The 25,612-nt window shown below is 46.9% G+C and carries 31 protein-coding genes and 2 pseudogenes; 23 read left to right on the plus strand and 10 right to left on the minus strand.

Annotation, left to right across the window (positions count from 1 at the left end):
* The first annotated feature begins 5 nt into the window (after positions 1 to 5).
* The 4 genes and pseudogenes from JMF85_RS16975 (at position 6) to JMF85_RS16990 (ending at position 4,511) form a co-directional block, all read left to right on the plus strand.
* Positions 6 to 869, plus strand: coding sequence for an SDR family oxidoreductase (locus tag JMF85_RS16975; protein ID WP_127609808.1), 864 nt, complete (start codon positions 6 to 8; stop codon positions 867 to 869).
* Positions 870 to 1,212: 343 nt separating this feature from the next.
* Positions 1,213 to 2,403 (plus strand): annotated as a pseudogene (locus JMF85_RS16980) (DHA2 family efflux MFS transporter permease subunit); the annotation flags it as partial.
* A 133-nt stretch (positions 2,404 to 2,536) separates the two neighbouring features.
* Positions 2,537 to 2,605 (plus strand): malate:quinone oxidoreductase, encoded by a 69-nt coding sequence (locus JMF85_RS28655; RefSeq protein ID WP_372814159.1) that lies wholly within the window; start codon positions 2,537 to 2,539, stop codon positions 2,603 to 2,605.
* Positions 2,606 to 2,993: 388 nt separating this feature from the next.
* Positions 2,994 to 4,511 carry a malate:quinone oxidoreductase gene (locus tag JMF85_RS16990; RefSeq protein WP_269103484.1) on the plus strand — a complete coding sequence of 506 codons (1,518 nt, stop codon included), beginning with the start codon at positions 2,994 to 2,996 and terminating at the stop codon, positions 4,509 to 4,511.
* Positions 4,512 to 5,174: 663 nt separating this feature from the next.
* Here the strand turns inward: JMF85_RS16990 and JMF85_RS16995 are convergent.
* Together JMF85_RS16995 and JMF85_RS17000 are read right to left on the minus strand one after the other, a co-directional pair.
* On the minus strand, positions 5,175 to 5,600 hold the full coding sequence (locus JMF85_RS16995) for a transposase (RefSeq protein WP_201318581.1): 426 nt from the start codon (positions 5,598 to 5,600) through the stop codon (positions 5,175 to 5,177).
* Between the two features lie 77 nt (positions 5,601 to 5,677).
* Positions 5,678 to 6,082 carry an IS630 family transposase gene (locus JMF85_RS17000; RefSeq protein WP_308645026.1) on the minus strand — a complete coding sequence of 135 codons (405 nt, stop codon included), beginning with the start codon at positions 6,080 to 6,082 and terminating at the stop codon, positions 5,678 to 5,680.
* A 158-nt stretch (positions 6,083 to 6,240) separates the two neighbouring features.
* Here JMF85_RS17000 and JMF85_RS17005 point away from each other — a divergent pair, with 158 nt between their 5' ends.
* The 3 genes from JMF85_RS17005 to JMF85_RS17015 all read left to right on the plus strand — a co-directional run bounded on the left by JMF85_RS17005 (position 6,241) and on the right by JMF85_RS17015 (position 8,570).
* Positions 6,241 to 6,588 carry a hypothetical protein gene (locus tag JMF85_RS17005; RefSeq protein WP_236595883.1) on the plus strand — a complete coding sequence of 116 codons (348 nt, stop codon included), beginning with the start codon at positions 6,241 to 6,243 and terminating at the stop codon, positions 6,586 to 6,588.
* 138 nt (positions 6,589 to 6,726) lie between these two features.
* Positions 6,727 to 7,305: a CBO0543 family protein gene (locus tag JMF85_RS17010; RefSeq protein ID WP_201318582.1), complete on the plus strand. Its 579-nt coding sequence runs from the start codon at positions 6,727 to 6,729 to the stop codon at positions 7,303 to 7,305.
* A gap of 221 nt (positions 7,306 to 7,526) precedes the next feature.
* Complete coding sequence (locus tag JMF85_RS17015) at positions 7,527 to 8,570, plus strand: YkvI family membrane protein (protein WP_201318583.1); 1,044 nt, start codon at positions 7,527 to 7,529, stop codon at positions 8,568 to 8,570.
* 213 nt (positions 8,571 to 8,783) lie between these two features.
* On the opposite strand, the gene JMF85_RS28660 is transcribed toward JMF85_RS17015, so the two are convergent.
* A complete protein-coding gene (locus JMF85_RS28660; protein WP_397375994.1) occupies positions 8,784 to 8,846 on the minus strand; it encodes a hypothetical protein in 63 nt (20 codons plus the stop codon).
* Positions 8,847 to 9,015: 169 nt separating this feature from the next.
* The gene (locus tag JMF85_RS17020; protein ID WP_007781230.1) at positions 9,016 to 9,222 is read right to left on the minus strand and encodes a DUF1657 domain-containing protein; all 207 of its coding nucleotides are present in this window, start codon (positions 9,220 to 9,222) and stop codon (positions 9,016 to 9,018) included.
* Between the two features lie 210 nt (positions 9,223 to 9,432).
* Here JMF85_RS17020 and JMF85_RS17025 point away from each other — a divergent pair, with 210 nt between their 5' ends.
* Genes JMF85_RS17025 through spoVAE form a run of 4 tightly spaced genes read left to right on the plus strand, consistent with a single transcriptional unit; the run spans position 9,433 to position 12,185 of the window.
* Positions 9,433 to 10,293, plus strand: coding sequence for a DUF421 domain-containing protein (locus JMF85_RS17025; protein WP_201318584.1), 861 nt, complete (start codon positions 9,433 to 9,435; stop codon positions 10,291 to 10,293).
* Between the two features lie 44 nt (positions 10,294 to 10,337).
* Positions 10,338 to 10,817 carry a stage V sporulation protein AC gene (gene spoVAC / locus JMF85_RS17030; RefSeq protein ID WP_201318585.1) on the plus strand — a complete coding sequence of 160 codons (480 nt, stop codon included), beginning with the start codon at positions 10,338 to 10,340 and terminating at the stop codon, positions 10,815 to 10,817.
* A gap of 1 nt (position 10,818) precedes the next feature.
* Positions 10,819 to 11,838: a stage V sporulation protein AD gene (gene spoVAD / locus JMF85_RS17035; RefSeq protein ID WP_007784321.1), complete on the plus strand. Its 1,020-nt coding sequence runs from the start codon at positions 10,819 to 10,821 to the stop codon at positions 11,836 to 11,838.
* Positions 11,835 to 12,185 carry a stage V sporulation protein AE gene (gene spoVAE / locus JMF85_RS17040; protein WP_005832063.1) on the plus strand — a complete coding sequence of 117 codons (351 nt, stop codon included), beginning with the start codon at positions 11,835 to 11,837 and terminating at the stop codon, positions 12,183 to 12,185. Before spoVAD ends, spoVAE begins: the two co-directional genes overlap by 4 nt.
* A gap of 175 nt (positions 12,186 to 12,360) precedes the next feature.
* On the opposite strand, the gene JMF85_RS17045 is transcribed toward spoVAE, so the two are convergent.
* Positions 12,361 to 12,534, minus strand: a complete 174-nt coding sequence (locus JMF85_RS17045; protein ID WP_153784608.1) for a hypothetical protein — start codon at positions 12,532 to 12,534, stop codon at positions 12,361 to 12,363.
* A gap of 265 nt (positions 12,535 to 12,799) precedes the next feature.
* Between JMF85_RS17045 and JMF85_RS17050 the strand changes: the two genes are divergently transcribed.
* From JMF85_RS17050 to JMF85_RS17095, 11 genes and pseudogenes are all read left to right on the plus strand, one after another.
* Positions 12,800 to 12,976, plus strand: coding sequence for a hypothetical protein (locus JMF85_RS17050; protein WP_236595884.1), 177 nt, complete (start codon positions 12,800 to 12,802; stop codon positions 12,974 to 12,976).
* A 715-nt stretch (positions 12,977 to 13,691) separates the two neighbouring features.
* Positions 13,692 to 14,165, plus strand: a complete 474-nt coding sequence (locus tag JMF85_RS17055) for a hypothetical protein (protein ID WP_023556420.1) — start codon at positions 13,692 to 13,694, stop codon at positions 14,163 to 14,165.
* 280 nt (positions 14,166 to 14,445) lie between these two features.
* Entirely contained in the window at positions 14,446 to 14,802 is a 357-nt protein-coding gene (locus JMF85_RS28135; protein ID WP_236595885.1) for a CBO0543 family protein, read from the plus strand.
* Between the two features lie 88 nt (positions 14,803 to 14,890).
* Positions 14,891 to 15,097, plus strand: coding sequence for a DUF1657 domain-containing protein (locus tag JMF85_RS17065; RefSeq protein WP_029197844.1), 207 nt, complete (start codon positions 14,891 to 14,893; stop codon positions 15,095 to 15,097).
* Positions 15,006 to 15,605 carry a PLD nuclease N-terminal domain-containing protein gene (locus JMF85_RS28140; protein ID WP_236595886.1) on the plus strand — a complete coding sequence of 200 codons (600 nt, stop codon included), beginning with the start codon at positions 15,006 to 15,008 and terminating at the stop codon, positions 15,603 to 15,605. The genes JMF85_RS17065 and JMF85_RS28140 overlap by 92 nt, the downstream gene beginning before the upstream one ends.
* Positions 15,491 to 16,693 carry a phospholipase D-like domain-containing protein gene (locus JMF85_RS17070; RefSeq protein WP_236595887.1) on the plus strand — a complete coding sequence of 401 codons (1,203 nt, stop codon included), beginning with the start codon at positions 15,491 to 15,493 and terminating at the stop codon, positions 16,691 to 16,693. Before JMF85_RS28140 ends, JMF85_RS17070 begins: the two co-directional genes overlap by 115 nt.
* Before the next feature lie 163 nt (positions 16,694 to 16,856).
* Positions 16,857 to 17,170 (plus strand): annotated as a pseudogene (locus JMF85_RS17075) (YunC family protein).
* Positions 17,171 to 17,206: 36 nt separating this feature from the next.
* On the plus strand, positions 17,207 to 18,133 hold the full coding sequence (gene dpsA / locus JMF85_RS17080; protein WP_201318587.1) for a dipicolinate synthase subunit DpsA: 927 nt from the start codon (positions 17,207 to 17,209) through the stop codon (positions 18,131 to 18,133).
* Between the two features lie 379 nt (positions 18,134 to 18,512).
* Positions 18,513 to 18,668, plus strand: coding sequence for a hypothetical protein (locus JMF85_RS28145; protein ID WP_236595888.1), 156 nt, complete (start codon positions 18,513 to 18,515; stop codon positions 18,666 to 18,668).
* Positions 18,669 to 18,937: 269 nt separating this feature from the next.
* Positions 18,938 to 19,294 carry a site-specific integrase gene (locus JMF85_RS17090; protein WP_201318588.1) on the plus strand — a complete coding sequence of 119 codons (357 nt, stop codon included), beginning with the start codon at positions 18,938 to 18,940 and terminating at the stop codon, positions 19,292 to 19,294.
* Positions 19,295 to 19,347: 53 nt separating this feature from the next.
* Positions 19,348 to 19,911 (plus strand): tyrosine-type recombinase/integrase, encoded by a 564-nt coding sequence (locus JMF85_RS17095; protein ID WP_201318589.1) that lies wholly within the window; start codon positions 19,348 to 19,350, stop codon positions 19,909 to 19,911.
* A gap of 734 nt (positions 19,912 to 20,645) precedes the next feature.
* Here JMF85_RS17095 and JMF85_RS17100 read toward each other — a convergent pair.
* From JMF85_RS17100 to JMF85_RS17110, 3 genes are all read right to left on the minus strand, one after another.
* The gene (locus JMF85_RS17100; RefSeq protein ID WP_269103486.1) at positions 20,646 to 21,293 is read right to left on the minus strand and encodes an alpha/beta fold hydrolase; all 648 of its coding nucleotides are present in this window, start codon (positions 21,291 to 21,293) and stop codon (positions 20,646 to 20,648) included.
* Between the two features lie 78 nt (positions 21,294 to 21,371).
* Positions 21,372 to 22,004, minus strand: a complete 633-nt coding sequence (locus JMF85_RS17105) for a DUF2812 domain-containing protein (protein ID WP_141336247.1) — start codon at positions 22,002 to 22,004, stop codon at positions 21,372 to 21,374.
* A 17-nt stretch (positions 22,005 to 22,021) separates the two neighbouring features.
* Positions 22,022 to 22,333 (minus strand): PadR family transcriptional regulator, encoded by a 312-nt coding sequence (locus tag JMF85_RS17110; RefSeq protein ID WP_054796201.1) that lies wholly within the window; start codon positions 22,331 to 22,333, stop codon positions 22,022 to 22,024.
* A gap of 631 nt (positions 22,334 to 22,964) precedes the next feature.
* Between JMF85_RS17110 and JMF85_RS17115 the strand changes: the two genes are divergently transcribed.
* On the plus strand, positions 22,965 to 23,876 hold the full coding sequence (locus JMF85_RS17115) for a LysR family transcriptional regulator (protein WP_236595889.1): 912 nt from the start codon (positions 22,965 to 22,967) through the stop codon (positions 23,874 to 23,876).
* On the opposite strand, the gene JMF85_RS17120 is transcribed toward JMF85_RS17115, so the two are convergent.
* Complete coding sequence (locus JMF85_RS17120; protein ID WP_127610802.1) at positions 23,865 to 24,674, minus strand: ABC transporter ATP-binding protein; 810 nt, start codon at positions 24,672 to 24,674, stop codon at positions 23,865 to 23,867. The genes JMF85_RS17115 and JMF85_RS17120 overlap by 12 nt on opposite strands.
* Before the next feature lie 164 nt (positions 24,675 to 24,838).
* Entirely contained in the window at positions 24,839 to 25,498 is a 660-nt protein-coding gene (locus tag JMF85_RS17125) for an ABC transporter ATP-binding protein (RefSeq protein WP_236595890.1), read from the minus strand.
* Positions 25,499 to 25,612: the final 114 nt, after the last annotated feature.

Here is a 25,612-nt window from a genome sequence, read left to right on the forward strand (position 1 = left end):
CAGCGATGAAAATTTTAGTGACTGGTGCAACAGGGAAACTGGGAACGAAAGTAGTGAACACGTTATTGAAAACCGTACCGGCGAATCAACTTGCTATCAGTGTTCGCAATCCGGAGAAAGCGGAAGACTTTCGCGCGAAAGGCGTCGATGTTCGGCAAGGAGACTTTGATCGTCCGGAAACTTTGGATGCCGCCTTCGCGGGGATTGATCGGATCTTGATCATTTCCGCTGACGGGGACAATGACACCCGAATTCGTCAACATACGAATGCAGTAGAAGCCGCTGCCCGTGCGAAAGTCGGTTTCATTGCATATACGAGCATCGCGAATGCAAGCGAAAGCAAGAATCTCATGGCTCCGCCGCATCAAGCCACGGAAAAGGCCATTCTGAAAACAGGAATTCCTTACGCATTCCTGCGGAATAATTGGTATCTGGAGAATGAAATTTCGAGCATTCAAGGCGTACTGGCAGGAGCGCCTTGGGTGACGTCCGCGGGTTCTGGAAAGGTAGGCTGGGCCCTCCAGCAAGATTATGCGGATGCAGCAGCAACCGTTCTTACAGGAAACGGACATGAGAATAAGACTTACGAGTTGTCCGGCAAGCCGCTCACGCAGGAACAATTGGTGTCTGCTCTTAGCTCTGTACTGGATAAGGAAGTTCCCGTGCAGCAAGTCGATGATGCCGCCTATGCCGACATCATGAAAAATGTTGGTGTACCGGACTTCGTCATCCCGATACTTGTCGGGATCCAACAAGGAATTCGTGAAGGCACATTGGATGTCGAAAGCACCGATTTCGAAAAGCTGCTTGGTCGGCCGCTAACGCCAATTCACGAGGCTCTTAGCCAACTTGTACGAGCAAATTCCTAAACACCGTAAGGAAATTGACACGACCGACCTCTTCTGGAAGCAAGAGAGGTCGGTTTTTTTACGCGGTAACTAAGTCCCGTCGAGGTCAACGGTAAGCGGGGCCACGACTTCCCGGCGATCGTCGTAGCCGAAGGGGATGGGGTCAAGCTCCGCTTCTGGCACGGACGAGGCGCCGAGCACCCGATGCCATCCTTGACGGAACGCGCAAACAACTCTCTTTCGATTTACAAATTTTATGTTCCGGGTATTGACGTGGGTAACTTCAAATACTATTGTAGCAGAGAGCGGACCGAATACAGGGTCTCGTACAAATAGACATTTTTCTGATGAGGAAGTGGGAGCGATGAAGAAACAATACAATACGCGGGCCATCATGGCGTCGCTGCTCATATGCGGCTTCGTCGGCATGTTCAGCGAGACGGCGCTCAACATCGCGATCAGTAATTTAATGGACGTGTTCCGAATTTCTGCCGCGACCGCTCAGTGGTTGACGACAGGGTTCCTGCTGACGCTCGGTATTCTGATGCCGATGACCGGGCTGCTGCTGCAATGGTTTACGACGAGACAGCTGTTCATCGGCTCGCTCGTGAGCTCGATCATCGGCACATTGATCGCGGCGCTCGCGTTCAATTTCGAAATGCTGATGGTCGCTCGCGTACTGCAGGCGGCCGGTATGGGCTTGTTGATCCCGCTCATGTTCAATACGATTCTCGTCGTCTATCCGCCGGAGAAGCGCGGGGCTGCGATGGGCTTTGTCGGTCTCGTCATTATGTTCGCGCCGGCGACCGGCCCGACCGTGGCGGGTCTCCTGATCGAATATTTAACATGGCACTACATCTTTTGGCTCTCGCTGCCGTTTTTGGTCATAGGGCTGTTGATAGGGCTGAAGTATTTGGAAAACGTCACCGACGTTACGAAGCCCCGCATCGATCTGCTGTCCGTCACATTGTCCACGATCGGCTTTGGCGGCGTCGTCTTCGGCTTCAGCAAGGCGGGCGAAGGCGAAGAAGGCTGGACCAGCGCGATCGTGGTCACATCGATCGTTATCGGGCTGGCAGCGCTCGCGCTGTTCACGTTGCGGCAGACGTTTATGCGCGAGCCGATGATGAACCTGCGCGTCTTCAAGTACCCGATGTTCTTAGTGGGGCTGCTTATGGTGCTGTCGTGTATGATGATTATTTTGTCGAGCATGATTATTCTGCCGATGTATCTGCAGAACGGCATGAGACTTTCCGCGTTCGCCGCCGGGCTCATGCTGCTGCCGGGCAGCGCGCTGAACGGCATCCTGTCGCCGCACATGGGGCGTTTGTTCGACAAATATGGGCCGAAGTGGCTCGTCATTCCCGGCCTCGTCGTCGTTGCAGCGATGTTATGGTTTTTCTCCGGCATTACGCCGGCGTCTTCGGTCGGTTTCATTGTCGCCTTGCATATCGGCCTAATGGTCGGCATCTCCATGGTGTGGATGCCGGCGCAGACGAACGGCCTGAACCAGCTGCCACCGGAGCTGTATCCGCCTGGCCACGGCGTTCTTCATCCGCCGCGTCGTCGTCAACCATGCGTCGATGAATCCGATGCATTGATGTTACGAAAGGGTACCCCTGCAAAAATCCGGTATTCCTGAAGGAAAACATATTTGGAGGATTCCCGGTAAGCGGAATATTTATGGTGTGTCTGTTCCGCATCTTGACACAAGATTTATCGACAATAAAAAATCGTTGCTATTTGGACCGTTATAGTATTGATTGGATTGGACTAGATTATCTAGTCCTTTTTATTTTACAAATCCCAAATAGGGATCTGGCACTTATTTTTTTACTAAATCAAAATAGCACTAATATTTGTGTATAACAATATAAGAAGAAGGCCAAGACATATGTACAAATACAATGTAACACCTGTAACTAGCTATAGTGGAAGCTGATTTGCACGCTATAAGGATTATCCGGTAAGGTTTCTTTGCCGCACTTCTTGTCGTATACCTTATAACTATCATATAATAGTATATAAATATTTTAATCTATAGGATTATAATCGAGACAGAAAAGGTGTATGACTAGGTCGCGCCTTGGCTTGGTGTGACTCCTAAGCAGGAGCGCCTGCATCCTTTCTGCGAATTTTAAATGTATAAGGAAGGTAAAAATGAGCAACAGAGAAACTAAAACAGACGTTATCTTAATTGGTGCCGGAATCATGAGTGCGACTTTGGGGACACTTCTGAAAGAATTAGTACCGGACTGGGAAATTACAGTATTTGAGAAGCTCTCAAAATCAGGAGAGGAGAGCTCTAACGAATGGAATAATGCGGGAACGGGGCATGCGGCACTATGCGAGCTTAACTACACGGTCGAAAAACCGGATGGATCTGTAGATATTAGTAAAGCTATCAAAATTAATGAACAGTTTCAGGTTTCAATGCAGTTCTGGTCTTATCTTGTAAGCAGCAAGCTGATACATAATCCACAGGACTTTATCATGCCATTGCCTCATATGAGTATGGTACAAGGGGAACAAAATGTAACGTTTTTAAAGAAACGTTTTGAAGCGATGTCAAATAATCCTCTGTTTCAAGGGATGGAATTTTCCGATGACCCTGGAAAACTGATGGAATGGATTCCGCTTATTATGCAAAACCGTCCATCGAATGAACCTATAGCGGCAACAAAAATCGACTCTGGAACTGATGTCAACTTTGGTGCTTTAACGCGCATTTTGTTTGACCACTTAAAGAGCAAAAACGTTGATATAAACTACAAACATAGTGTTAATGATATTAAACGTACTAGCGACGGCTTGTGGGAATTGAAAGTGCGGAATCTCAATAGCGGTAACGTCGAACGCCATACTGCAAAATTCGTCTTTATCGGAGGCGGGGGAGGAAGCCTGCATTTACTGCAAAAATCCGGTATTCCTGAAGGAAAACATATTGGGGGATTCCCGGTAAGCGGAATATTCATGGTGTGTAATAATCCGGAAGTTGTAGCGCAGCATCATGCAAAAGTATACGGCAAAGCTAAGGTTGGAGCTCCACCAATGTCTGTACCGCATCTTGACACAAGATTTATCGACAATAAAAAATCGTTGCTATTTGGACCGTTTGCCGGCTTCTCACCAAAGTTTTTAAAAACCGGTTCCATGTTTGATTTGGTAACTTCCGTAAAACCGGATAATCTCGTAACTATGTTGTCGGCAGGTGCAAAAAACATGTCATTGACAAAATACCTGATCGAGCAAGTAATGTTATCGAAAGAAAAGCGCATGGAAGAGTTACGAGAGTTTATCCCGAACGCCAAAAGCGAGGATTGGGATTTAGTAATAGCGGGCCAACGTGTGCAAGTTATCAAAGATACTGAAGCTGGCGGCAAAGGTACACTTCAATTTGGTACGGAAGTTATTAGTGCCGCCGATGGCTCGATTGCAGCATTACTAGGTGCTTCTCCAGGTGCTTCTACTGCTGTTCACGTTATGCTTGAGGTAATAAAAAAATGCTTCCCGCAACATATGAAAGAGTGGGAACCGAAAATTAAAGAAATGATTCCTTCTTATGGCGTGTCACTAATGGAAAATCCAGAGCTTCTGCACGAAATTCATACTTCAACAGCAGAGATGCTTGGTCTAAGCAAAAAAGAGCTAGTCTATAGTTAATTATTTGGATGTAGAAACAAAGGGATTTAATGAAAAAGTTTAACCAACATTTTTTATCAATGGACAATCGTTTCTCAGAAAGCAAGAGCACGACATAATGAGGCTGCCGCGGAATCATGCTGTAGCCTCATACTCGTTTAAGGTAAACAAATCATTTATTAAAGATTGGGTTCCAGGAAGGTGTTGTTTTGCTTTTTTGCAAAAAGAAAAAGAGGGAAATCGGATAATGTTTGTGTCGTCCTGTCCAATGACACAAACATGCCATAATTAATACTCAATAAAATCAAGGGTTCTTATTAGTTGAAAGGGGATGTTTGTGTCCTAGCTCAGTGACACAAACATCCCCTTTTACGTATCTGGTGACACAAACATATACTTATAAGGCGCGAAAATTATTTACCGAAAATTATGACTATGATAAGATAATAGCAAAATCTTGTCAAAAAAATGTCAAGCATTTTGTCGGATCACCTCTTGAGGTTCGTAGAGTCGGTTGGTTCGCAGCAGATAATCGACCAACCGCACTAATTTACGAGCTGTAAGCGCAAGGGCACGTTTTTCGGCGTATTTCGCCGGCTCCGCTTTTTTGAGGTTGTAGTACTACGCAAATACTGTGTCGTGCACCTGGACACTCTTTGCGGCTTCGGTGAAGTAGTACTTCAACTAACGGTTGCCGGACTTAATAAGCCGAGATTCAACGCCTTTAAAATTACCGGACTGGTTTTCCGTCCATGCGAGTCCGCCGTACTTGGCTAGTTTCATATGGTTTGGAAAACGCTGAATGTCTCCGATCTCTGAAAGGATGCCAGCTGCGAAAATGGGGCCGATTCCGGGTACAGACGTGAGGGTCTGTGGAATGGTCACCAAATTTTCTTCGATCGCCTTTTGTAGCGATTTGGGCTGCTCTTGAAGAGAACGGATGATTCGAATGTTCGAAGCCATCGCAAAGTTAACGGCATCAGCCATGGCCTTAGGCAAGCGGTAGGAAGAACGCGCCGCTTTCTGCAAAGCCTGAACCACTTCTTTCGGGTTCTCAAAGCGATTCTTGCCACACTCGATGATGAAGGCCGTTAGGTCTTCGACAGACATGTTAACGACGTCCTCGACGCTACGGAAATTACTCGATGACGGCCAGACTAGTAGAACGTTCCTAAAGTATCGTTAGATTACGAAACCGACCCATCCAAACCATATTTCCAACGAAACGGAACCGGATTGGCGTTCACTTCCTGCAGGTATTGTTCAATGCGTTCCTTCAATTCTTCTTTTGATTGAACACGAATATGCCGCAGCGCCTGTTTGGTCATTTTAGCGAAGAACACTTCGATGATGTTGAGCCATGAACCATGTTTAGGCGTAAATATAAACTCGAACCGCCCAGGCACGGTCTCCAAATATGCCCTGGTTTCCTTCGAAGTATGGGAGGAGTGGTTATCCAAAATAATTTGGATTCGTAATCCCGGTTCGTAGGTGCTGTCCAACTTTTTGAGGAAGTTCACAAATTCCTTGCTGCGATGGCGATCTTCTACTGAACCGACCACTTTACCTATAACCAGATCGATGCCTGCCAGTCAGCTAAGCGTACCGTACCGCTTGTACTCCGGGTCACGTCCGATCGTCGGGTGTTCGCTAGGAACGGGCGGCAAATCTTCTGCCGTGTTGCCGATCGCTTGAATGCCGGCCGAGGACGCATATAATGACGTGATCCAACTTTGAGGAGTGATGAATCATGTCCGTTGCGGCTCAAACAAGTACAAAGAGTTTACCTCCCTTTTCCATATGGGGAGTTCATGCATCTGTCGCCGAAAGACCGGTTGTGTGGGGCAAACTCGTGATGTGTGCTTTGCCGGACCAACAAATTCAAGGCACCATCCAATTCCGCGGAACACCGATTCCGATTGAAGGAAGCTGGAATGAAAGCGCGCAGCAGATCGTGTTTCATTACTCCTACGCCGCTTACTCCGGCCATTTAACCATGTATGACGATGTCCAGATTCAACTTCGGCATCTGATTCTCACCGGACGCCTGCAGATGCTCCCCCCTCTTTACAGGCGGGCGAATATGGAACCTGAGTAGCGACAACTGATATAAGCTTGGCGGGTTATAGCGGCTATGTCCCACCGCAACCGCCTTCAACTTCTTTGCCGCCGGTTGGCGTATTTGTAACGTCGAATATACTGTATGAAATGATCGGTACCCGGATAACGGAAAGGGGTGGCATCGGTCGACGAAAATCAGATTCATCATGCAATCGAACAAGCCTATCAATTGATTGTTGAAGCACACCGCAACATGACTGACATTTGGCGCACTCACGTACTGTTTACGCGGCAATGGTGGTTTGGAGTAGGTTTATCGATATGCCCCTGGCTATTTTGGATCGGATTTCGGGATAAGAGAGCTACGGGACAGTTTCTCCTATCCGGGCTTACGATGAATATCGTGTCATCGTGGCTGGACCAGCTTGGGATTGCCATGGGACTCTTGCATTATCACTGGGAAGTCATACCGTTCATGCCGGCCAATTTTCCATGGAATTTTTCACTTCTTCCCGTCACGGTTATGTTCTTACACCAGTACAAGTCTGGCATACATCCGTTGTTCAAAGCTCTCCTATTTGGGGGATTTTCCGCTTTTGTGGCCGAGCCGGTCTCACAAATGGCCGATTTATACCACCCCGTTAACTGGAAACATACATATTCGTTTCCTATCTATGTGGGGCTATATCTGCTGGCTTCGAGCATCGCCAAGCGGGGCGTTGATTGCACAGATTCATCCTCGGTAGATAAATAAAGGCCAAAACCATAAGTTTACCGATTCCAAAAATCATGCCCAGATTCATGAGCTGCATATTTACCATGTCATTGTTAAAGACTCAAGTTTGTTAATTGATGATCTACCGGACCACTATCGATTCTCGTCATAACGGCTGACAACGAGTTCCTTTTGGAATAAGCATTTTTTTTAAGCATAGAATTTAATGATTCTATTCTCTACCAGGACATGGGTGAAATATGAAGAAAAATACAAATATGATAATACAAATCGCCGCAACATATACGGGAACCGTGGTGGGAGCCGGATTTGCTTCAGGACAGTCGATTATGCAGTTTTTCACGGTATACGGAGCCTATGGGGTATTAGGCATTTTATGCAGCACCTTTCTTTTTGTGTGGATCGGCACTAAAATGATGATTCTAGCTCACCATATCAAAGCATTTTCATATCAGGAGTTTAATGTTTATCTGTTTGGCAAGATTTTCGGCAAAGTCGCAAATGCCTTGACTTTAATTATTCTATTTGGGGTAACGGCCGTGATGCTTTCAGGAACCGGTACCATTTTCGAAGAACAACTCCGTCTACCCTATCAACTGGGTATTATCATCAGCATCGTTTTGTGTTATCTGGTGATGACGAAGGAAATCAGCGGAATTATGTTCGTAAACTCGTTAGTTGTTCCCATGATGCTTTTTTTCACTATTCTCCTTGTCGTAAAGGTTGTCAGAATAGACAATATTTTTGATATAGTCGGTTGGCAGAACCAACAACTGTACAATTTGAAGTGGTTCGTGAGTCCGTTTGTGTATGCAGGATTGAATTTTGCTTTTATTCTAGCCGTTATGGTTCCTCTGGGGAGTGAGGTGGATGACGAAAGCGCATTAAAATGGGGAGGGTTTTGGGGAGGCATTGGTCTTGGTTTTATGCTTCTTGTCAGCCATTTTGCAATGAGCTCAAAGATGCCCGAGATTCTTCAATACGATTTTCCGATGGCCGAGATTATTCGAGATTTCGGGCGGTTTTTTCATGTATTGTTTTTGCTCGTAATCTATGGAGAAATATTCACCACATTGATAGGCAATGTTTTCGGAATTTCTCGTCAAATCCAAAGTCTATATAATATTCCTAAAAGTTGGTTAGTTCTTGGCATATTACTTGCTAGTTTTTTGATTAGTCAAGCCGGTTTCACCTCCTTACTTACTTATCTTTATCCGCTATTTGGGTATATGGGTTTGATACTTCTTATTTTTTTAGCAGCTCAACGGATGCCCAGGGACTAAGTCTCCATATTTTTATAAGTTGATTCGGCACGAAATCCAACTATTGGGTAATTATGCTACTATCGGAATTAAGGCACAGGGTTCCATCGATCCAACTTCTTATTTCCAAAACTTTTGGCCTGCCGTCTTAACATAAATGACCTCCATAAGAATAAAGAATACAGCATAGGGTAGACAGTTGCATGTCATATAGAGTATTTCCAACGACTTCACCTAAAAAATAGCTGAAATGAAGTCAAACGGTGTTACTTGACTAAATTGGTTTTTCCCTAACATCTTTGTAATGATGGACAATCCTACAAAACGTTAGCTGTCTAAACAAAAGAATAGTGGCGAAAAGAGATCAAACCCTACTCAACTTGTAGGGTTTGATCTCTTTTCTAATCTGTTCACCGATGAAAACAGACAAGCCATGTCCTCAATATTCATGGTTTGTCTGTTTTTCTTAAAACCCCTTATATTGAGGCTCTTCATTTTCCAACTGTTGTACGCGGCTTTCTACTTGCTGCACGATTTGTTGGGTTTGTTGGGCCGCATTCGTAAAGAGCGATTTTGCTTCTTGATTTTGTGTTTCCAAAGCAAATTGTTCCAGACTCGCCTGAGCACTTTTTAAAGATGCTACGCACGTTTTCACTTGAGAAGCAACTGTCACGGAACGTCACCTCCTTTACCTTAGGATAGGATAATGTTTCACGGGTAATAGGAATAGATGCTTGCATTCTCCCAATACCGAAATTAATATTTCCGTTTCGCAACAAAAGCATACGTTAGAAAAATTTTCAGATGGAAATGCATGAAAATAATGGAATAGGGACATATTTACCTTTGTCGATTAATGTGATTGGAAAGGAATGGTAATATTATGCCGGATTGGGTAGAAATCGCTTTGCGAACGTTATTGGCTATGGGGGTTCTTTTTGTCCTAACGAAGATATTGGGTAAACGACAGGTATCACAGCTTTCATTGTTTGAGTATATCACCGGAATCACGATCGGCAGCATTGCGGCTTACGTTTCGTTGGATCTGGAGTCCAATTGGTATCTTGGCTTGGTTTCGATGACGGTTTGGACCGTTGTTTCTTTAGGGATTGAATATTTACAGCTGAAAAGTAAAACGGCAAGAGACTTATTCGATGGCAAAGCAACAGTGCTCATTAAGGACGGCAAGATCATGGAGGATAACCTAAAAAAAGAGAGGATTACCACGGATGAACTTATGGAACAGCTTCGAAAAAAGAATGTGTTCAAAGCTGCCGATGTTGAATTCGCCATCATGGAACCAAGTGGTGACGTTAGCGTTCTTCTAACCAAGGAAAATCAACCGTTAACGCCTAAACACCTGGGAGCGAAAGTCGGGCCGGAACAAGAGCCTCAATCGGTCATTATGGATGGAAAAATAATGGACGAACCGCTTGCCACAATCGGTTTAAACAGGAAATGGCTGGATACGGAACTGGAGAAATTAGGTGTTTCGATTGATAACGTATTTCTTGGACAGGTGGATTCCTATGGCCAGCTATACGTTGATTTATTTGATGATCAGATCAAAGTACCGAAACCCCAGAAAAAAGCCGTGTTGCTTGCAACATTGAAAAAGTGTGAAGCGGATCTCGAAATGTTTGGCTTATCTACCAAAGAACAAAATACAAAGCAGATGTACGAGCAATGTTCAAAAGCGTTAGAAAAGATTATTGATGAAGTGAAACCATTGCTGATTCGTTAACAATTCGCCAATTATACGTCAGCTGAAATTCGAGGAGGATGTTCATGGCAAATAATATAAAGAAAAATTTAACGCAGGTACAACAGGAATATAAAGAATTGGCGCAAAGCGTCGAACCTCCGAGGCCCATACTCAAAAACTTCATTCGTGCGTTTATAGCTGGCGGGGCCATTTGTTTGGTTGGACAAGCCATCCAGGAAATGTTTGTGCATTGGGGCGGCTTTGATGAGAAAAAAGCTGGAGACCCTACCGTGGCGGTTATGATACTCCTTTCTGTCATTCTGACCAGCATGGGGGTGTACGATAAGTTTGCCCAATGGGCTGGTGCGGGTTCCGCAGTGCCTGTGACGGGATTTGCGAATTCGATGGCATCCGCTGCGATTGAACATCAGAGTGAAGGTATGGTGCTCGGTGTTGGCGGTAAAATGTTTAAACTGGCTGGACCGGTTATTGTATTTGGTACAGTCGCCGCCTTTGCGGTAGGAATTGTACATTTGCTGATCAAAGGCGGGGGAGGCTCTTAATATGTTAAAGGGACACCAGAGTTGGCTATTTGAGAACAAGCCGTTCATCCGATCAACAGCAACGGTAGTGGGTCCATTTGAAGGAAGAGGCCCGCTGGCCAAAGATTTTGACATTGTCCATGGAGAATCCATGATGGGACAAAAGAGCTGGGAGAAAGCAGAAAAGGCATTGATTGAAGAAGCGGCAAAACTGGCTATTGAAAATGCGGGGTTGACAAAGGAACAAGTCCAGTTTTACATAGGAGGGGATTTGATGAATCAAATCATTAGCAGCAGTTTTGCCGCGCGAACATTATCGATCCCTTACCTCGGTGTGTTTGGCGCTTGTTCAACCTCGATGGAAAGTCTGGCATTAGCAGCTAACCTTGTAAATTCCGGTTCGGCGAAATTTGTATTGGCGGGGACATGCAGCCATGATTCCGGTGCGGAGAAACAGTTCCGATATCCGACCGAGTACGGTTCGCAAAAACCGCCAACCGCCCAATATACGGTAACCGGGGCCGGTGCTGCCATCGTATCCATGGAAGGTGACGGACCGGTTGTTACATCTGCCACCATTGGCCGGGTTATCGATATGGGCATTAAAGATCCGTTTAATATGGGCGCAGCGATGGCTCCTGCAGCGGTAGACACCATTGAGGCGCATGTTCGAGATTTGGGAATTGAACCGGGTTATTACGATTTGATCGTTACCGGCGATCTTGCGAAAGTCGGATATGAAATCGCCTGTAAATTGTTTAAGAAACATAACTTTCCCATCGAACAAACCGAATATTCCGATTGCGGGATGATGATTTACGATTATGAAACCCAAATGGTTCAAGCCGGAGCAAGCGGCTGCGGTTGTTCGGCAGTTGTTACCTATGGACATTTGCTAAATCGGATGCGAAGAGGTGAACTGAAACGAATCCTCGTTGTCGCTACGGGGGCGCTGCTATCCCCGATTTCATTTCAACAAGGGGAAAGCATTCCTTGTATCGCTCATGCCGTATCCATAGAGGCAGGGAGGGAGATATTATGATTTTTCTTTGGGCTTTTTTGGTGGGAGGTGCAATCTGTGTTTTCGGACAATTTTGTTTTGATGTCTTGAAACTTACACCGGCCCACACCATGACCCTGCTTGTTGTATTGGGCGCGATTGTCGACGGAATTGGATGGTATGATCCGCTGATTGAATTTGCCGGGGCAGGAGCATCGGTCCCGATTACAAGCTTTGGTAACGCGCTTGTCCATGGTGCGCTTCAAGAACTAAAGAGCAATGGCTGGATTGGGATCATCACCGGAATTTTCGAAGTGACCAGTGCCGGAATATCCGCAGCGATTATTTTTTCGTTTCTCGCTGCATTGTTCGTAAAACCCAAAGGATAATACGGGGCCCAATCCGAATTTCGTTGGCTAAAATACACTGTAACGGTCGGTCAGGGCGATCCCTAACCGACCGGTTTTTAATTATGAGAAACATTTACTTGTTCCAATCTGTACGGAATGTCCCCATCGATAATCTCAAAGGTTACGTTGACCAAGCTATAAAAGCCATATACTGTCAGACGCTATTTATTTCGGTTCCTATATTCTCCATCACTTCTTTGGTTCGCTCCATTAAACTCGGCTCGGTTGGAACATTTTCACTTGCCTTTCCATCCAAGATTATTGGAGATTTGTTACTTGTCGTTTTGATTCGCTGTTTAAATTGTGATTTAAGTTCGCTTTTTTCCATACTTTCTCCTTTTCATTCGCCATTTTCAGAATATGCAACTGATATTATTCCGATTTTCATATCCTTTATGCATCATAGGAGTCAGGTCCCCAAAAGGCTGTGTTTCCGCCTGCATATAGACAACCAACCCGATAAAATGACCGGAAACCGGGCGGATGCCGTTGTCGCTTCTATGCGTCTGCCATAGACTAATGCTGTAAGTTCAACTTTACCTAACCCAAGGAGGAATGTTTTCAAATGCAGTTTATTCAAACAGGCAATGCCCATGTATACGCATGACCAGGCCGCTTATGTCAGGCAAATGTACGATTGGCACATGAAAATGGCTCAGTATCACGAACAATTACGTACCTTTCATCTGGAAAGGGCGAAACAATTTCAAAAGCTCTCCGAAGAAAAAGCGAAAACGTCAGAAATATCCAGCGACACCAGCGCCGCTTAAAGGCGAACCGACATGGAGCGATGTGATGAATTGGCAGCATTCCGAATCAAAATCTGGGACCGCTATGTAACCCTTCGTTCCCAATATGGAACCCGGATGCCCTTGTCTTTCGACCAGTTCTGGTATGACTTTTTGGCCAGGCACATGCTATCCGACTGTGGCGTAGAGCAAGTATATGAGGACTTCTGCAACAACTGGGAGAATCGGTGTGTGAAAAATGTTTGCGATTCGAGCCATCGGTAGAATGCCTGCGAAATAGGACCAAATGGCCGGCTGTTGCCCAAAATGGGTTGCTCCGGCCTTTGATATTTGTATGCAGGGGACAAGGGTAGATGGGATCAAATCCAAGCGGACTTTCACGATGCGGATAACTGCATAGTATGATTCGTTTCTGGACAACTTAAATGCTGTTTGCATAAATTTGGAAAGGCGGATGCCTGCATGTTACCAACATTCAGTACAAGCATTAAAAACTGGACTACCTCTGCCCCAAGACAACCAAATCGATGTAAAAATTGCATCTGGGGCAACTGGGATGGGTTGAAACAATTTTGTTCGAAACCTGTCTGCATTAAGAAACAACCAGTATAAGAGAAAGTCCATCTTCTTTTACTTGATCATGTTCGGTTATCTGCAAAGAATTCTTGCCCAGTGACTGGCATTTTTTCCGAGGACGCATATAATGGCGTGATCTAACTTTGAGGAGTGATGAATCATGTCCGTTGCGGCTCAAACAAGTACAAAGAGTTTACCTCCCTTTTCCATATGGGGAGTTCATGCATCTGTCGCCGGAAGACCGGTTGTGTGGGGCAAACTAGTGATGCGTGTTTTGCAGGACCAGCAAATTCAAGGCACCATCCAATTTCGTGGAACGCCGATTCCGATTGAAGGAAGTTGGAATGAAAGCACGCAGCAGATCATGTTTCATTCCCCCTACGCCGCCTACTCCGGCCAATTAACCATCTATGACGATGTCAAGATTCAACTTCGGCATTTGGTTCTCACCGGACGTCTGCGGATGCTACCCTCTTCTTTACAGGCGGGCGAATATGGAACCTGGGTAGCGACAACTGATATAAGCTTGGCGGGGTATAGCGGCTATATCCCACCGCAACCGCCTTCAACTTCGCTGCCGCCGGTCGGCGTATTTGTAACGTCGAATATACTGTATGGAAACTCGCGTATATAAAACAGGCACATATCGGATGAAAAATGATCGGTAAGCGGATAACGGAAAGGGGTGGCATATCAGTGGACGAAAATCAGATTCATCATGCAATCGAACAAGCCTATCAATTGATTGTTGAAGCACACCGCAACATGACTGACATTTGGCGCACTCACGTACTGTTTACGCGGCAATGGTGGTTTGGAGTAGTTTTATCGATATGCCCCTGGCTATTTTGGATCGGATTTCGGGATAAGAGAGCTACGGGACAGTTTCTCCTATCGGGTTTACGATGATTATCGTGTCATCGTGGCTGGACCAGCTTGGGATTGCCATGGGACTCTGGCATTATCACTGGGAAGTCATACCGTTCATGCCCGCTAATTTTCCATGGAATTTTTCACTTCTTCCCGTCACGGTTATGTTCTTACACCAGTACAAGTCTGGCATACATCCGTTGTTCAAAGCTCTCCTATTTGGGGGATTTTCCGCTTTTTTGGCTGAACCGATTTCACAAATGGCCGATTTATACCACCCCGTTCACTGGAAACATACCTATTCTTTTCCTATCTATGTTGGGCTGTACTTGCTGGCTTCAAGCATTGCCAAGAAGGGCATAGATTGCGGTAAGTCTTTTCAGGAAGACTCTAACCCCTGACAATAGCCAATCATCAAATTTTACCATTCATTAATTTTCTGACGGGTTGACATATTATATACGGATGCCATTTCAGGAGGTGATCAACATGACGGTAGCTTCTCAAGTGAAAACAGCTGTAGCTTCATTAAAAAGCGCGCAGGCCAGCTTTGAACAGTTTGCGTTAAATACACAAAACCAGCAGGCCAAAACCACGTTCACAAATGCAGCGCAACAGACACAAAACATCATTGACCAGGTCACTCCACGGTTACAACAAATTGAACAGGAAGAACCGCAGTATAAAGGTTTCTAAAAAAGGCCATGCCGATCTCTTCTCGGCATGGCTGTCCCTTTATTCCCTCGTAGATGACTGGATTGGGAGGCTGATTTTCTTGGCATGGATAGCAGGATTATGGCTAGTAAATACGGCACTATTGATCATTATTGCGGTTCGGGAGGTGCGCCGCCCCGCCAAAGCGTTAACTTGGATATCAGTCGGACTTGTATTACCGATTATCGGATTCGTTTGTTACCTGTTCGTAACGAATCCTGTGCAAATGCGGCGGGACAAGCTCGTTTCTTCGCACAATAACCCGATAGCGTTCCTCCAGCATGTGGTGACTCCGCTTTTGTTATCGCTCGGGCTTTGCAACCTTTGTCTGTCAGTGGCCTTCGAACCGGTTACGTCCAAATCCTCACGAACGGGATGGAAACCTACGGAAAACTCCTTCAATCAATTCAGGCCGCACAAAAGACAATCGATCTTGAATATTACATATACCGGAATGACCATATCGGTAAACGTATCACAGATGTGCTGATTGACCGGGCTTTATCCGGTGTGAACATTCGTTTTATAAGGGATGGCTGGGGAAGCCGGTCATTTCCCAAACATACGGTTCGCCGGATGATGGAAGCAGGCATTGAATGCAGGACCTTCTTTCCCTTGCGATTCCCCTGGGTACTATCCAACTTGACATACCGGGATCATTGCAAGATCGTCATCGTCGACGGAAAGGAAGCCTTCATGGGAGGAATCAACGTTGGGGACGAGTATACCGGAATGAAGCCGGATGTCGGTTTTTGGCGCGACACTCATATGCGGTTAACCGGCGAAACAGCGGATGATGTGAAAGCCGTTTTTGAGGCTCACTGGAAAATGGCGTCACCGGACATGCTCCATTCAACGAGAAAGGCAAAATTTATCCCTGAATCGGCTCAACTTTCAGACGATAAAGCCATTCATCCATTTCCATCCGGCAAAACAGAACGATCCGGATACGGATGGGAATGGGGATCGGAGCTGGGAACGATGGAAGGCACCCACATGGGAAAAGCTTCCCCGTCCAAGGATTCGCATAACGTCTATATACAGATATTCGAAGGCAATCCCGGGCTGCCTACTCCGGTCATTCGGGAAATGCATTTCATCTGCCTGACGCAGGCGACCCGAACTATCGACGTGACCAACCCTTATTTTATACCCGATGCGGATATCATGATGGCCATCAAAACAGCCGCAGCGCGTGGCGTTCGAGTGAGATTACTGGTGCCGCGCCAAGTGATTCCTAAAGTTGCAGGAGCTGCAAGCCGTACGTATTATGGCGAACTCGTGGAAGCAGGGATCGATGTGTTTCAGTACAACAAAGGGGTATTGCACGCGAAAGTCATGATTATCGATGGCGAGATTGCCGAAGTGGGTTCTTCCAACTACGATCTACGTAGTTACCGTTTAAATTACGAAGTGTGTGCAGTGATGTATCATTCCGATGTGGCCCGGGAGCTTACAGAACAATTCGAACGGGATCTCGCCGAGGCTACTCCATATCGTTTGGAAGATCATATGCATCGTACTTCTTTCGAGCGCATGCTTGATCAAGCAGCGCGTTTGTTATCTCCTTTGTTATAAATTTCAAAAATTACATGGAATTGAATCGAAGTCCAATTACACATGTATATGGCGAAAGGGGAGAAGGCTTCCAACGAATACAAGTAATATCGAATTTGGGCAACAGTCTATGGTGCAAATATCACGCCCGGCATATAGTGTAAAAAAAGGAGCTGCATCATAGATGATCATGATGAAACCTATTGAAGTTGAAGGTCATCAGGTTATAAGTATCGAGGTCGCCCTGCCCAAAACAACACTTCTGGCCATCACAACCGTCACGGATATATCATGTGCGGGGCGCTTGATATTCGTTTGTTAAATGAGAAATTAAACGATCGCCGCATTGTGGCAGAACGCGCAACCGGGGTACGAACAATAGAGCAATTGCTGGATGCCCCACTCGATATGGTGACCACAGAGGCGGAATTACGCGGAATTTGCCCTGGGATGAAAGGAGCAGATGCGCTTTTAAAGATGGTAAACGAGGTTAGTTAATTTTAAGTCCACACTTAAGGAAAGTAGGGGAATTTTTTGTTAACGGGTCTGCATATTGTCTTCCTTGGAGGCGATGCCCGGCATCTTGAAATCATTCGGTCATTTACTGACCTGGATGCAAATGTTGCGGTAATCGGTTATGAAGATTTGCACGAACAACTTCATGAAGTTCAGCATTCCAAGCTTACGAGGGAGGTGCTTCGCAATGCTGACGTATTGATATTACCGGTTGTCGGTACAGACGACCATGGCAGAGTAGAGTCTTCATTTTCATCTGAAACGTTATTGCTGAACAAGGAATATATGTCTTGCTTGCCGAAACACGCAAAAGTCTGTACTGGCATAGCCAAGTCTTACTTGAGGAACCTTTGCGCGGAACTAGAGATCGATCTGATAGAATTATTTAGCAGGGACGATGTTGCCATATACAATTCCATTCCCACTGCGGAGGGCGCCTTAATGATGGCCATTCAACAGACGGAAATTACCATACATGGTTCGCGTTGTATGGTGCTGGGTTTGGGGAGAATCGGTCTTACGTTAGCCAGTATGCTTCAGCGCCTGGGTGCACACGTCAAAGCGGGGGTGCAGAAACCGGAGCAGTTTGCACATGCATGGGAGATGGGGATTGAGCCGTTTTATACGAAAGATTTGTACGATGAAGGCGTAAATGTGGATATTATTTTTAACACGGTTCCGGAGCAAATCCTTACTTCTCGTGTGTTGACCCGTGTTCCGCATCACGCTATTATTATTGATTTGGCTTCCAAACCAGGTGGAACCGATTTTCGTTTTGCCGAAAAACGTGGAATCAAGGCCTTGTTGGCACCAAGTTTACCGGGATTGGTCGCGCCAAGAACGGCTGGACGTATATTGGCGAGAACGTTATGTCAATTGATCCAGGACGAACGGAGTCAAAATCGAGAGCAATTGGATATACTTGCTTTTTCTTCCGGGTTATGAGATCGCGAACGCTGTAAAACGAATTATTTAGAGTGGCGTCATTACTTGTTTGTACTTGATCAGAGAGGCCAACACTTTGCCGGTCTCCGTCTATTTCCGTACGAATCGGATAATGAAGCGCGTGGTGGAACGGCTCTTTCGTAGATCAGAAGTCGGTTTCCAAGGCTAGAGTTCGGAGAACTCCAAGTTAAGCTGGTCTCAGTAGCCCCCGGAGAAGAATTCCCTGAACACTCGGCATTACAATCGATCGTAGGAGAAGTTTGGCAGGATAAAAAGAATTACTCGGGAGTACTCGTGCAAGAGAGGTTAGATGGCAAATTGCGATCCATGAATGATCACCTATGTATACCCGCAGCTAAAAGGGGAATGTTTTGTTCTAATGGCCGATATCCAAGATTTTCAACAGTACGTGCAAATTCAATGTAAGAAAGAAGGAAGGGAAACCATTAGGCATATGGCGGCGGGCACAGCCAATATCATCCTGAATCCTTTAACGGTAATCAAAGGAACGCCTCAACTTCTGGAAAAAGTTTGAAGGAGCATGTTTTCATTTTGCAATTTGCGGCATCTCCAAAGAAAAATGACAAGATAGTGATCTAATGAGACTTCTTTTTGTCAAAGAAAACAATGATATATATCGTCACGAATGATAACAGTTTAATGTCATTAGACACCATACGATAAATCCGCACAAGCCAACTCCGAAAAAGTAAGAGAAAAACAAATATACTTCACAAAATAACCGTTTCGTGAAGTATTAAATTAATGTTATAATTTGGACGAAGAGGGGAGGGCGATGCGATTATGACAAAGCGCTGCATCGATGATTTAATAGATTCGTTTACGGTTTACCTTGAAATCAACAGGAACTATTCGAAGGGAACCGTTGAAAATTACAACCGCACGATGGTAAGGCTTGCTTCCTGGCTTAAAGAAACAAGAAACATTACATACATCGAAGATATAACGGCTAATGACCTTCAATTATTTTTAGGTACATTAAAACATCCCAAACACACAACGAATACGAATAAAAGGCATCCAAAATTGGGCACCGTTTTTGCAGCCACGACGAGAGCACGCATCATTTCCTCAATAAAACAGTTTTTTAAATGGGCTGTTAAACAACAATACCTTCGATATGATGTTTCCCAGTTATAGAGAACCCTAAACTCGGTGAACGGCTTCCTAAAAGCCTTTCTCTACAGGATGCCATGACATTTGAACAATACGCCGCGAAGCGCAAATTTAAAGAAAGAGACTCATTAATCACTACGCTGTTTTTATTGCTCGGACTACGGGTTTCTGAACTCGTAAGTATCGATCTCAAGCATTTCAATGAAGATGATGGATCGCTCGCAGTCATTGGTAAAGGGAACAAGGAAAGAAAACTCGTGTTGACACCGAAAATAATTCGGGCCCTGGAGAATTATAAGCCAGTTCGGCAAATGATCCTACAAAAACGCAATAGAATTGATGAACCAGCGTTGTTTATTTCGGAAAAACGAGGGCAGCGGCTAACAAGAAGAGCTGTGGGATTAATCATCGAGGAAATTGCAAAAGATGCCGGTGTTCGAGCAAATAATTATAAAGTAACGCCTCATAAGCTGCGCCATACTTGCGCAACCGTTCTATATAACGACGGTGAGGGAGCTGATTTGTTGGCAATTGCTGATCTATTGGGCCACGCGGACCCCAAAACAGCCACGATTTATACAAAAGTGAATATAGAGAAAATGCGAAAAATCGTGACATCAAACCCTTTGGAATTAACCTAAATTGGATCATGGCATGTTTGTGTCATTAGACACGTCCGACAGTAACATACAAGGGGTTTTATCGAATTATATACATATGTACAAAATACGGGTTTTGTGAATATGTCATGGAATAAAGTTAGTATGACTCTTGTTGCTTGTTGAATTTTTTCATTCCGTCAATTACCCACACCAACACCCGCCCCGTCGGACGACACAAACTTATCTTTTTAATTCAGTAGCCGAATGTCGTCCTAAAATCAAAAAAATAAAAAGCGTATGCCGCATAAGCGCAGTACGCTTTTTATTAACCATCGGAACCCGTTGGTACAAGCTTTCGATGTTTGCCTAGAACATTCCCATCCGGCCCGATATACACAATTGACCCGATATATACACAATTGAATTGTATAAAGTGCCTCTACTGAATTCCTGATCCCGCTCCACAATGCCTATGACAAGATATACCCCAGTCTTTTTCAAGATAGTATCAATTAATCCTTGCTAATAGCCAATCGTATTGCATCAACCATTTACAGGTATGAACGCCGATACAGAACATAGGCATATTATCCAAGAAGAAAGATTTGAAATGATCGTCTGAGATGACGATAATGACATCCGGCTTTTGCTCATCCAATTGTTGTTTAATATAATTGAAACCGCTCAAAACCAGGTTAGCTTTGTCCTGATCGGCTTTACCAAATGAGGTTAACAACTGTGGGAAGCTACATATCCACCAACAATATGTGCCATTACCTATCACCTTCATTCAAAAAGTTAATATGAAGTTCATTGAATTCATTTGCTTGTTCATATTGCGGCCAATGTCCCGCGTTTTCAATTACCTTCATTCGGGCATTAGGAATAGCCTTGGCAAAACGTTCTTCTACTTCGATTCCTGCCGTCGGATCATGGGAAGTCCAAATAACAAATGTCGGCGCTGTTATTTTTGCTAAATCCTCCTCAGAGAGCATATTCTTAACCCTAACTTCCATCTCCTGCAGCACTAATATATTTTCAACAGCTTTACGCATTTCCGGCTGGGAATATATTTCGTAGCGGATATCAATCAATTCATCTGTAACACTCGTCTTACTGAGCATTAAAAATTCCAATCTAATTTTTATAAACTCCCGGGTTGGTTGTTCAACCGCTTGCCTTGTAAGCGTTCTCAAACGTTCCATGACTTTAGGATCTGCAATAAGCCCACCCGCCGTATTTAAAACCAACTTGGCAACGCGATGCGGATGATGAATCGCTAGCCACGTACTTACCCATCCGCCCAGAGATTCACCCGAAAGATGCGCCTTTTGAATGCCTAAAGCATCCATAAATTTCAATACATGATCCGCATATACCGGAATGGTATAAGGCACATCCGGTTTATCTGAATACCCTATAGCTTAATCAATCCTCGATTTATTCCTGGCAGCAGGCCGCTCTCATGCAGACATGAATCTGCATCGGGGCGGTTGTATTTATTTGCGGGTGATTTTATCTTCTTGCGTTTTCTTATATTGTTTATTTGCCTTAAATGCGAAATACAGATATGTCATTATCATAACCGGAAAGATTAGCCAGAAGAAGCCTCTAAACAGGGCGAATGGCGTTTCGAAGAGAAAGCCCCTCCAGAAAGCCGCTCCGTTTAAATCCCATAATCCCGGAGTATAATATAGCGATTTCGGATCAAGCAATACTCCTGGATCGATCGCGTCAGTAGAAATGAGTGCCGCCAGTATAGGAATGAAGGAACAAGCTAACGCAGCCCACATATCCGACAGCCGCTTATACCGGCCGGCTTTGGAATCGACATCCGAAAAGATCTCTTCACTTCCCTGTTTGTCTGCTTTCTTAAAATATTGATATCCCGAGCTTTTCGTTCCCGTGATATGTTCCCAGCCGCTGTCCTCAAATAAAGCACAGTAATCCTCGAAATCCTCCCGCTTTTTAAAGGTGCGGTAATCCATTTTTATCGTTGCATTCTCTGGCTTTTCAGGTTCAAATTCATAACCGAACGACGTCTTTTTTGTGAATCGGTAACCCTGCCTTGCCATGTCATTCAACCAGTTTTCTTCTTCGTCGAAGTTAGTAAAGAACTTGTATTTTTTCATTCGCGGTTCCTCCATTCTCATTTCAATCGATCTGTCGTCACAGCAATCATGTGCTTCATTCGCTCAAGGTCAAGGAGCAGAATCTCCAACCCTTTGTTGGTAATGGCATACACCTTGCGGCGGCTGTCCTCGCTGGCCACAGGCTGAATGAAATTCAGCTTTACCAGATTCTCAATCGCGCCATACAGGGTACCCGCGGCCATTCGAACTTGCCCGCCGCTGAGCTCCTCCACCTTCTGCATGATTAGATAACCGTGCGCCGGTTCGACCACGGCCAACAGAATGTAATAAACGGTTTCGGTCAACGGCAAGTGTTTATCTCTTTCCATGCTTACCCTCCTGGTAAAAAACTTTATATCGCATGACTATATATCGTCAAACTATATAGTTATACTATATACAGTTATACTTTATATTGCAACACAAAAAAACGGCAATCGAATCATCTTCACGATTAAGGATCTATGTTCGTGTCGCCTTACACCATTGACACAAATTAACCCTCAATAATGAAACAATACTGCCCCCATCATTTTCCTGACACAAAAGCCCCCTCAATCCATTCATGAATTGAAAGTGTGTGTTCGTTGACACAGGGTGTTATGTTACTCGGATTCACTTGATTTTTAACTTAAGCTGAGACACATTTTCAAATAAAAAACCTCTCGGTGCAGCAAGCTGCTTCCCGAGAGGTTTTTCCACATTATTTGATTAAATTAGCATCCTTCAGCAAGCGGTAGATGACCGCAGCTGTCCCAGCACGAGTTATGCTCGCTTTCGGTTTTGCGCGCTCAAGACCGCAGGTTCGACGGTCTGGCAGGCGGCTTCGGTTTGCGGCCGGAGAAGACAGCATAGATGATTCGACTTGATTCGACAGCTGTTGACAATGAGAATCATTTTCAAATATAATGTGGTGAAAATAAGCGTTCCTACGCAAGATGCTTGACGAGGTGGATACTTGTGAAAACAATCGAGAGGATGGAAAGCTTTCTGGTCCTCGCCGAATGCGGTTCCTTTACGGAGGCGGCCAAGCGGCTTCACTGCTCGCAGCCTACGATTAGCCACCATATTTTGCAGCTGGAGGAGCAGTTCCGCGCGCCGCTGTTCCAGCGCAAAGGCAGACAGGTACAGCTGACGGAGCAGGGGAAAATCGTGTTGGATTACACTAGACAAGTGACCCGCCTGCTAAGGGAAGCCGGCGAGAAGGTCCAGCAATCCCTTCGAAGGCAGGAAAGCATCCTGTCCGTCTATATTAGCCAGTACATTGCCAACTACTACCTGCCGGACATTTTGTCGCATTATCACAAGGCGTTTCCGGAGCAGCTTCTGGAGGTCTATGCCAGTTGTTACACCGATTTGCAGCGGGCGCTGCTGGAGGGCAAAACCAACGTCGCCTTCCTCCCCATCTATCCCGAGGACGAGGCCGTATACAGCCGTTTCGACGCCTACGAGCTGTTCGAAGACGAGCTTCCGCTCGTCATACCGGCCGGCCATCCGTGGACCGAACGGAAATTGCTGTACAGCCGCGATCTGCATCAGACTACGGTCCTGCTGCCGCAAAGCTTTTATATCAGCGAATATATTCAAACCCATCTGGAGCGTTTCAACGTCCAGGTGCGTTTTTTGCAAATGAGCAATTTCACGGTCATTTTGCAGGCGATCAAGGCCGGACTCGGCATCGCGTTCCTTCCCTATCCCGTCATTCGGGAGGAAGTGAGGCGGGGCGAGCTCGCCGTCAGCCAGGTCGCCTCCATCCAGATTCGCCGCAAGAACGGCTTTGTGATCCGCAAGGACGCCCGGCTTACCGAGGCTGAGGAGTCGTTCTGCCGCGAAATGCAGCAGTACTTCGCCCCCAAGCAGCTACGGGTATAAGCAGGCAGCCAGCAACTGCTTCGTATAGGCTGATTTCGGCGCCTCCAGCACTTCCTCCGTCTCCCCTGTCTCGACCACCCGCCCGTCCTTCATGACCGCCAGACGATCGGCGAAGCCGCCGATCGTCTCCAGCCGGTGCGTGATATACAGGATCGACATCCGTCGTTCGTCTCTTAGCGCAAGAAGCAGCTGCAAAATCTCCCGTTCCGTCCCGGGGTCCAACGCCGAGGTAATCTCGTCGGCGATTAACAACCGCGGGGACAAGGCCAGCGCGCGCGCAATCGCGACGCGCTGCTTCTGGCCGCCCGAGCATTCGGCAGGCTTCCGATCCAGCAGCGCCTGCGGGAGGCGGACCTGCTCCAGCAGCTCGCTGGCCCTGGCCGCAGCCTCGGTACGGTTTACGCCATTAAGCAGCAGCGGCTCGGTGACAATGCGCTGTACACTCCAATACGGATTCATCGATCGATCCGGATTCTGGAACACAATCTGCACCCGGGACCGCGCGTTTGCGGATGCCGCTCTTCCGGCGTACAGACACGCAGACCGTTCGGAGCAACGGCCTGCCGCCTGGCTGTCCGGCGCGCGCTCCGCCGCTGCTTCCTCCCGCCAGCGGACGACGCCGCGGGTCGGCTGCTGCAGACCCACGATCAACTCGGCCAGTGTCGACTTGCCCGAGCCGCTTTCCCCGATCAGCGCGAAGATTTCCCCCCGCTCCACAGACAGGGAAACGTCCATCAGGGCGTCCGTGCCCTGCTTGCGCCCCTCAAAGCGCTTACTTACCTCGATCACATCCAGCATCGTCTTCCGGACTCCTTTCCTTTTACTTCCGCCTGCACTGTCACACTGCCGGAAGAAACCGCGCTGCGCGCGCCTTCCCCTTTGCCTGTCCTATCCCCGTTTCCAACGGACAGGCGAGGAAAGGCGGACACCTCCGGCCCGGCGGAGGAAGGAGCTTCATGCCTCTAGCCGAGCTTCCGTTCCACGCGCCGGTCTTCGGTCAGCTCCCCGCCGGCAAGCGTCAGGATGCGGTCCGCTACCGCTTCCGCCGCCTGAAGATCATGGGTGATCAGCAGCAGCGTCATCCCGTGCTCCCGAACCTTCGCCGTCAACAGCTCCAGTATTTCCCGCTTCACAATCGGGTCGAGCGCGCCTGTCGGCTCGTCGGCAATGAGCACGCCCGGCCTGTTGATCAGCGCAAGCGCGATGAGCGCCCGGCTGAGCATGCCCCCGCTCAGCTCATGCGGGTAGCTTCCCAGCAGCTTCGGGTCCAGCTGTACCTCGCGCAGCGCGGCGGCAGCGGCAGCCTGCGCCGCCTTCTTCCCTTCGCGGCCCTGCGCCGGATTCCTCCGCATCGCCTCGGAAAACTGCGCGCCGAGCGTAAGCAGCGGATTGAAGCTTTGGCGAGGGTCCTGAAAGATGAAGGCCGCATCCGTCCAGCGCTTCATCGCCGGCCCTTCCGCGATTCCGTAGATAGGCCTGCCGGCGATCCAGGCCTCCCCCTTCAACGCCTCCGCGGGAAGGAGGCCATACAAGGCGCGGGCCAGCGTCGTTTTGCCCGAGCCGGATTCGCCGATCAGCGCGGCGACACTTCCGGCGGGCAGCGCGAAGCTGACGCCGCGCACAATCGCGCGGCCTCCGGCCTCGACGCTCAGCCGGTCCGCGGCGAGCGCGCAATGCCGCCGCGGCGGGACGCCCGCTTGCCCGGCCGCGGCCGGGGCTTGGCCGGAACGCGCAGC

The organism is Paenibacillus sp. EPM92 (assembly GCF_016586185.1).
In the GTDB taxonomy this organism is placed as follows: domain Bacteria; phylum Bacillota; class Bacilli; order Paenibacillales; family NBRC-103111; genus Paenibacillus_G; species Paenibacillus_G validus.

Bases quoted from the DNA above. Each gene is read 5' to 3' on its own strand.
- JMF85_RS17095 (WP_201318589.1), top strand. From the start codon at position 19,348: ATGACATTTGAACAATACGCCGCGAAGCGCAAATTTAAAGAAAGAGAC.
- JMF85_RS17090 (WP_201318588.1), top strand. From the start codon at position 18,938: ATGACAAAGCGCTGCATCGATGATTTAATAGATTCGTTTACGGTTTAC.
- JMF85_RS28140 (WP_236595886.1), top strand. From the start codon at position 15,006: ATGCAGCGCAACAGACACAAAACATCATTGACCAGGTCACTCCACGGT.
- JMF85_RS28145 (WP_236595888.1), top strand. From the start codon at position 18,513: ATGGCCGATATCCAAGATTTTCAACAGTACGTGCAAATTCAATGTAAG.
- JMF85_RS17015 (WP_201318583.1), top strand. From the start codon at position 7,527: ATGAAGAAAAATACAAATATGATAATACAAATCGCCGCAACATATACG.
- JMF85_RS17025 (WP_201318584.1), top strand. From the start codon at position 9,433: ATGCCGGATTGGGTAGAAATCGCTTTGCGAACGTTATTGGCTATGGGG.
- JMF85_RS17055 (WP_023556420.1), top strand. From the start codon at position 13,692: ATGTCCGTTGCGGCTCAAACAAGTACAAAGAGTTTACCTCCCTTTTCC.
- spoVAE (WP_005832063.1), top strand. From the start codon at position 11,835: ATGATTTTTCTTTGGGCTTTTTTGGTGGGAGGTGCAATCTGTGTTTTC.
- JMF85_RS16975 (WP_127609808.1), top strand. From the start codon at position 6: ATGAAAATTTTAGTGACTGGTGCAACAGGGAAACTGGGAACGAAAGTA.
- spoVAD (WP_007784321.1), top strand. From the start codon at position 10,819: ATGTTAAAGGGACACCAGAGTTGGCTATTTGAGAACAAGCCGTTCATC.
- JMF85_RS17005 (WP_236595883.1), top strand. From the start codon at position 6,241: ATGTCCGTTGCGGCTCAAACAAGTACAAAGAGTTTACCTCCCTTTTCC.
- spoVAC (WP_201318585.1), top strand. From the start codon at position 10,338: ATGGCAAATAATATAAAGAAAAATTTAACGCAGGTACAACAGGAATAT.
- JMF85_RS17110 (WP_054796201.1), bottom strand. From the start codon at position 22,333: ATGGAAAGAGATAAACACTTGCCGTTGACCGAAACCGTTTATTACATT.
- JMF85_RS17065 (WP_029197844.1), top strand. From the start codon at position 14,891: ATGACGGTAGCTTCTCAAGTGAAAACAGCTGTAGCTTCATTAAAAAGC.
- JMF85_RS16995 (WP_201318581.1), bottom strand. From the start codon at position 5,600: ATGTCTGTCGAAGACCTAACGGCCTTCATCATCGAGTGTGGCAAGAAT.
- JMF85_RS17120 (WP_127610802.1), bottom strand. From the start codon at position 24,674: ATGCTGGATGTGATCGAGGTAAGTAAGCGCTTTGAGGGGCGCAAGCAG.
- JMF85_RS17050 (WP_236595884.1), top strand. From the start codon at position 12,800: ATGTATACGCATGACCAGGCCGCTTATGTCAGGCAAATGTACGATTGG.
- JMF85_RS17045 (WP_153784608.1), bottom strand. From the start codon at position 12,534: ATGGAAAAAAGCGAACTTAAATCACAATTTAAACAGCGAATCAAAACG.
- JMF85_RS17070 (WP_236595887.1), top strand. From the start codon at position 15,491: ATGGAAACCTACGGAAAACTCCTTCAATCAATTCAGGCCGCACAAAAG.
- JMF85_RS17105 (WP_141336247.1), bottom strand. From the start codon at position 22,004: ATGAAAAAATACAAGTTCTTTACTAACTTCGACGAAGAAGAAAACTGG.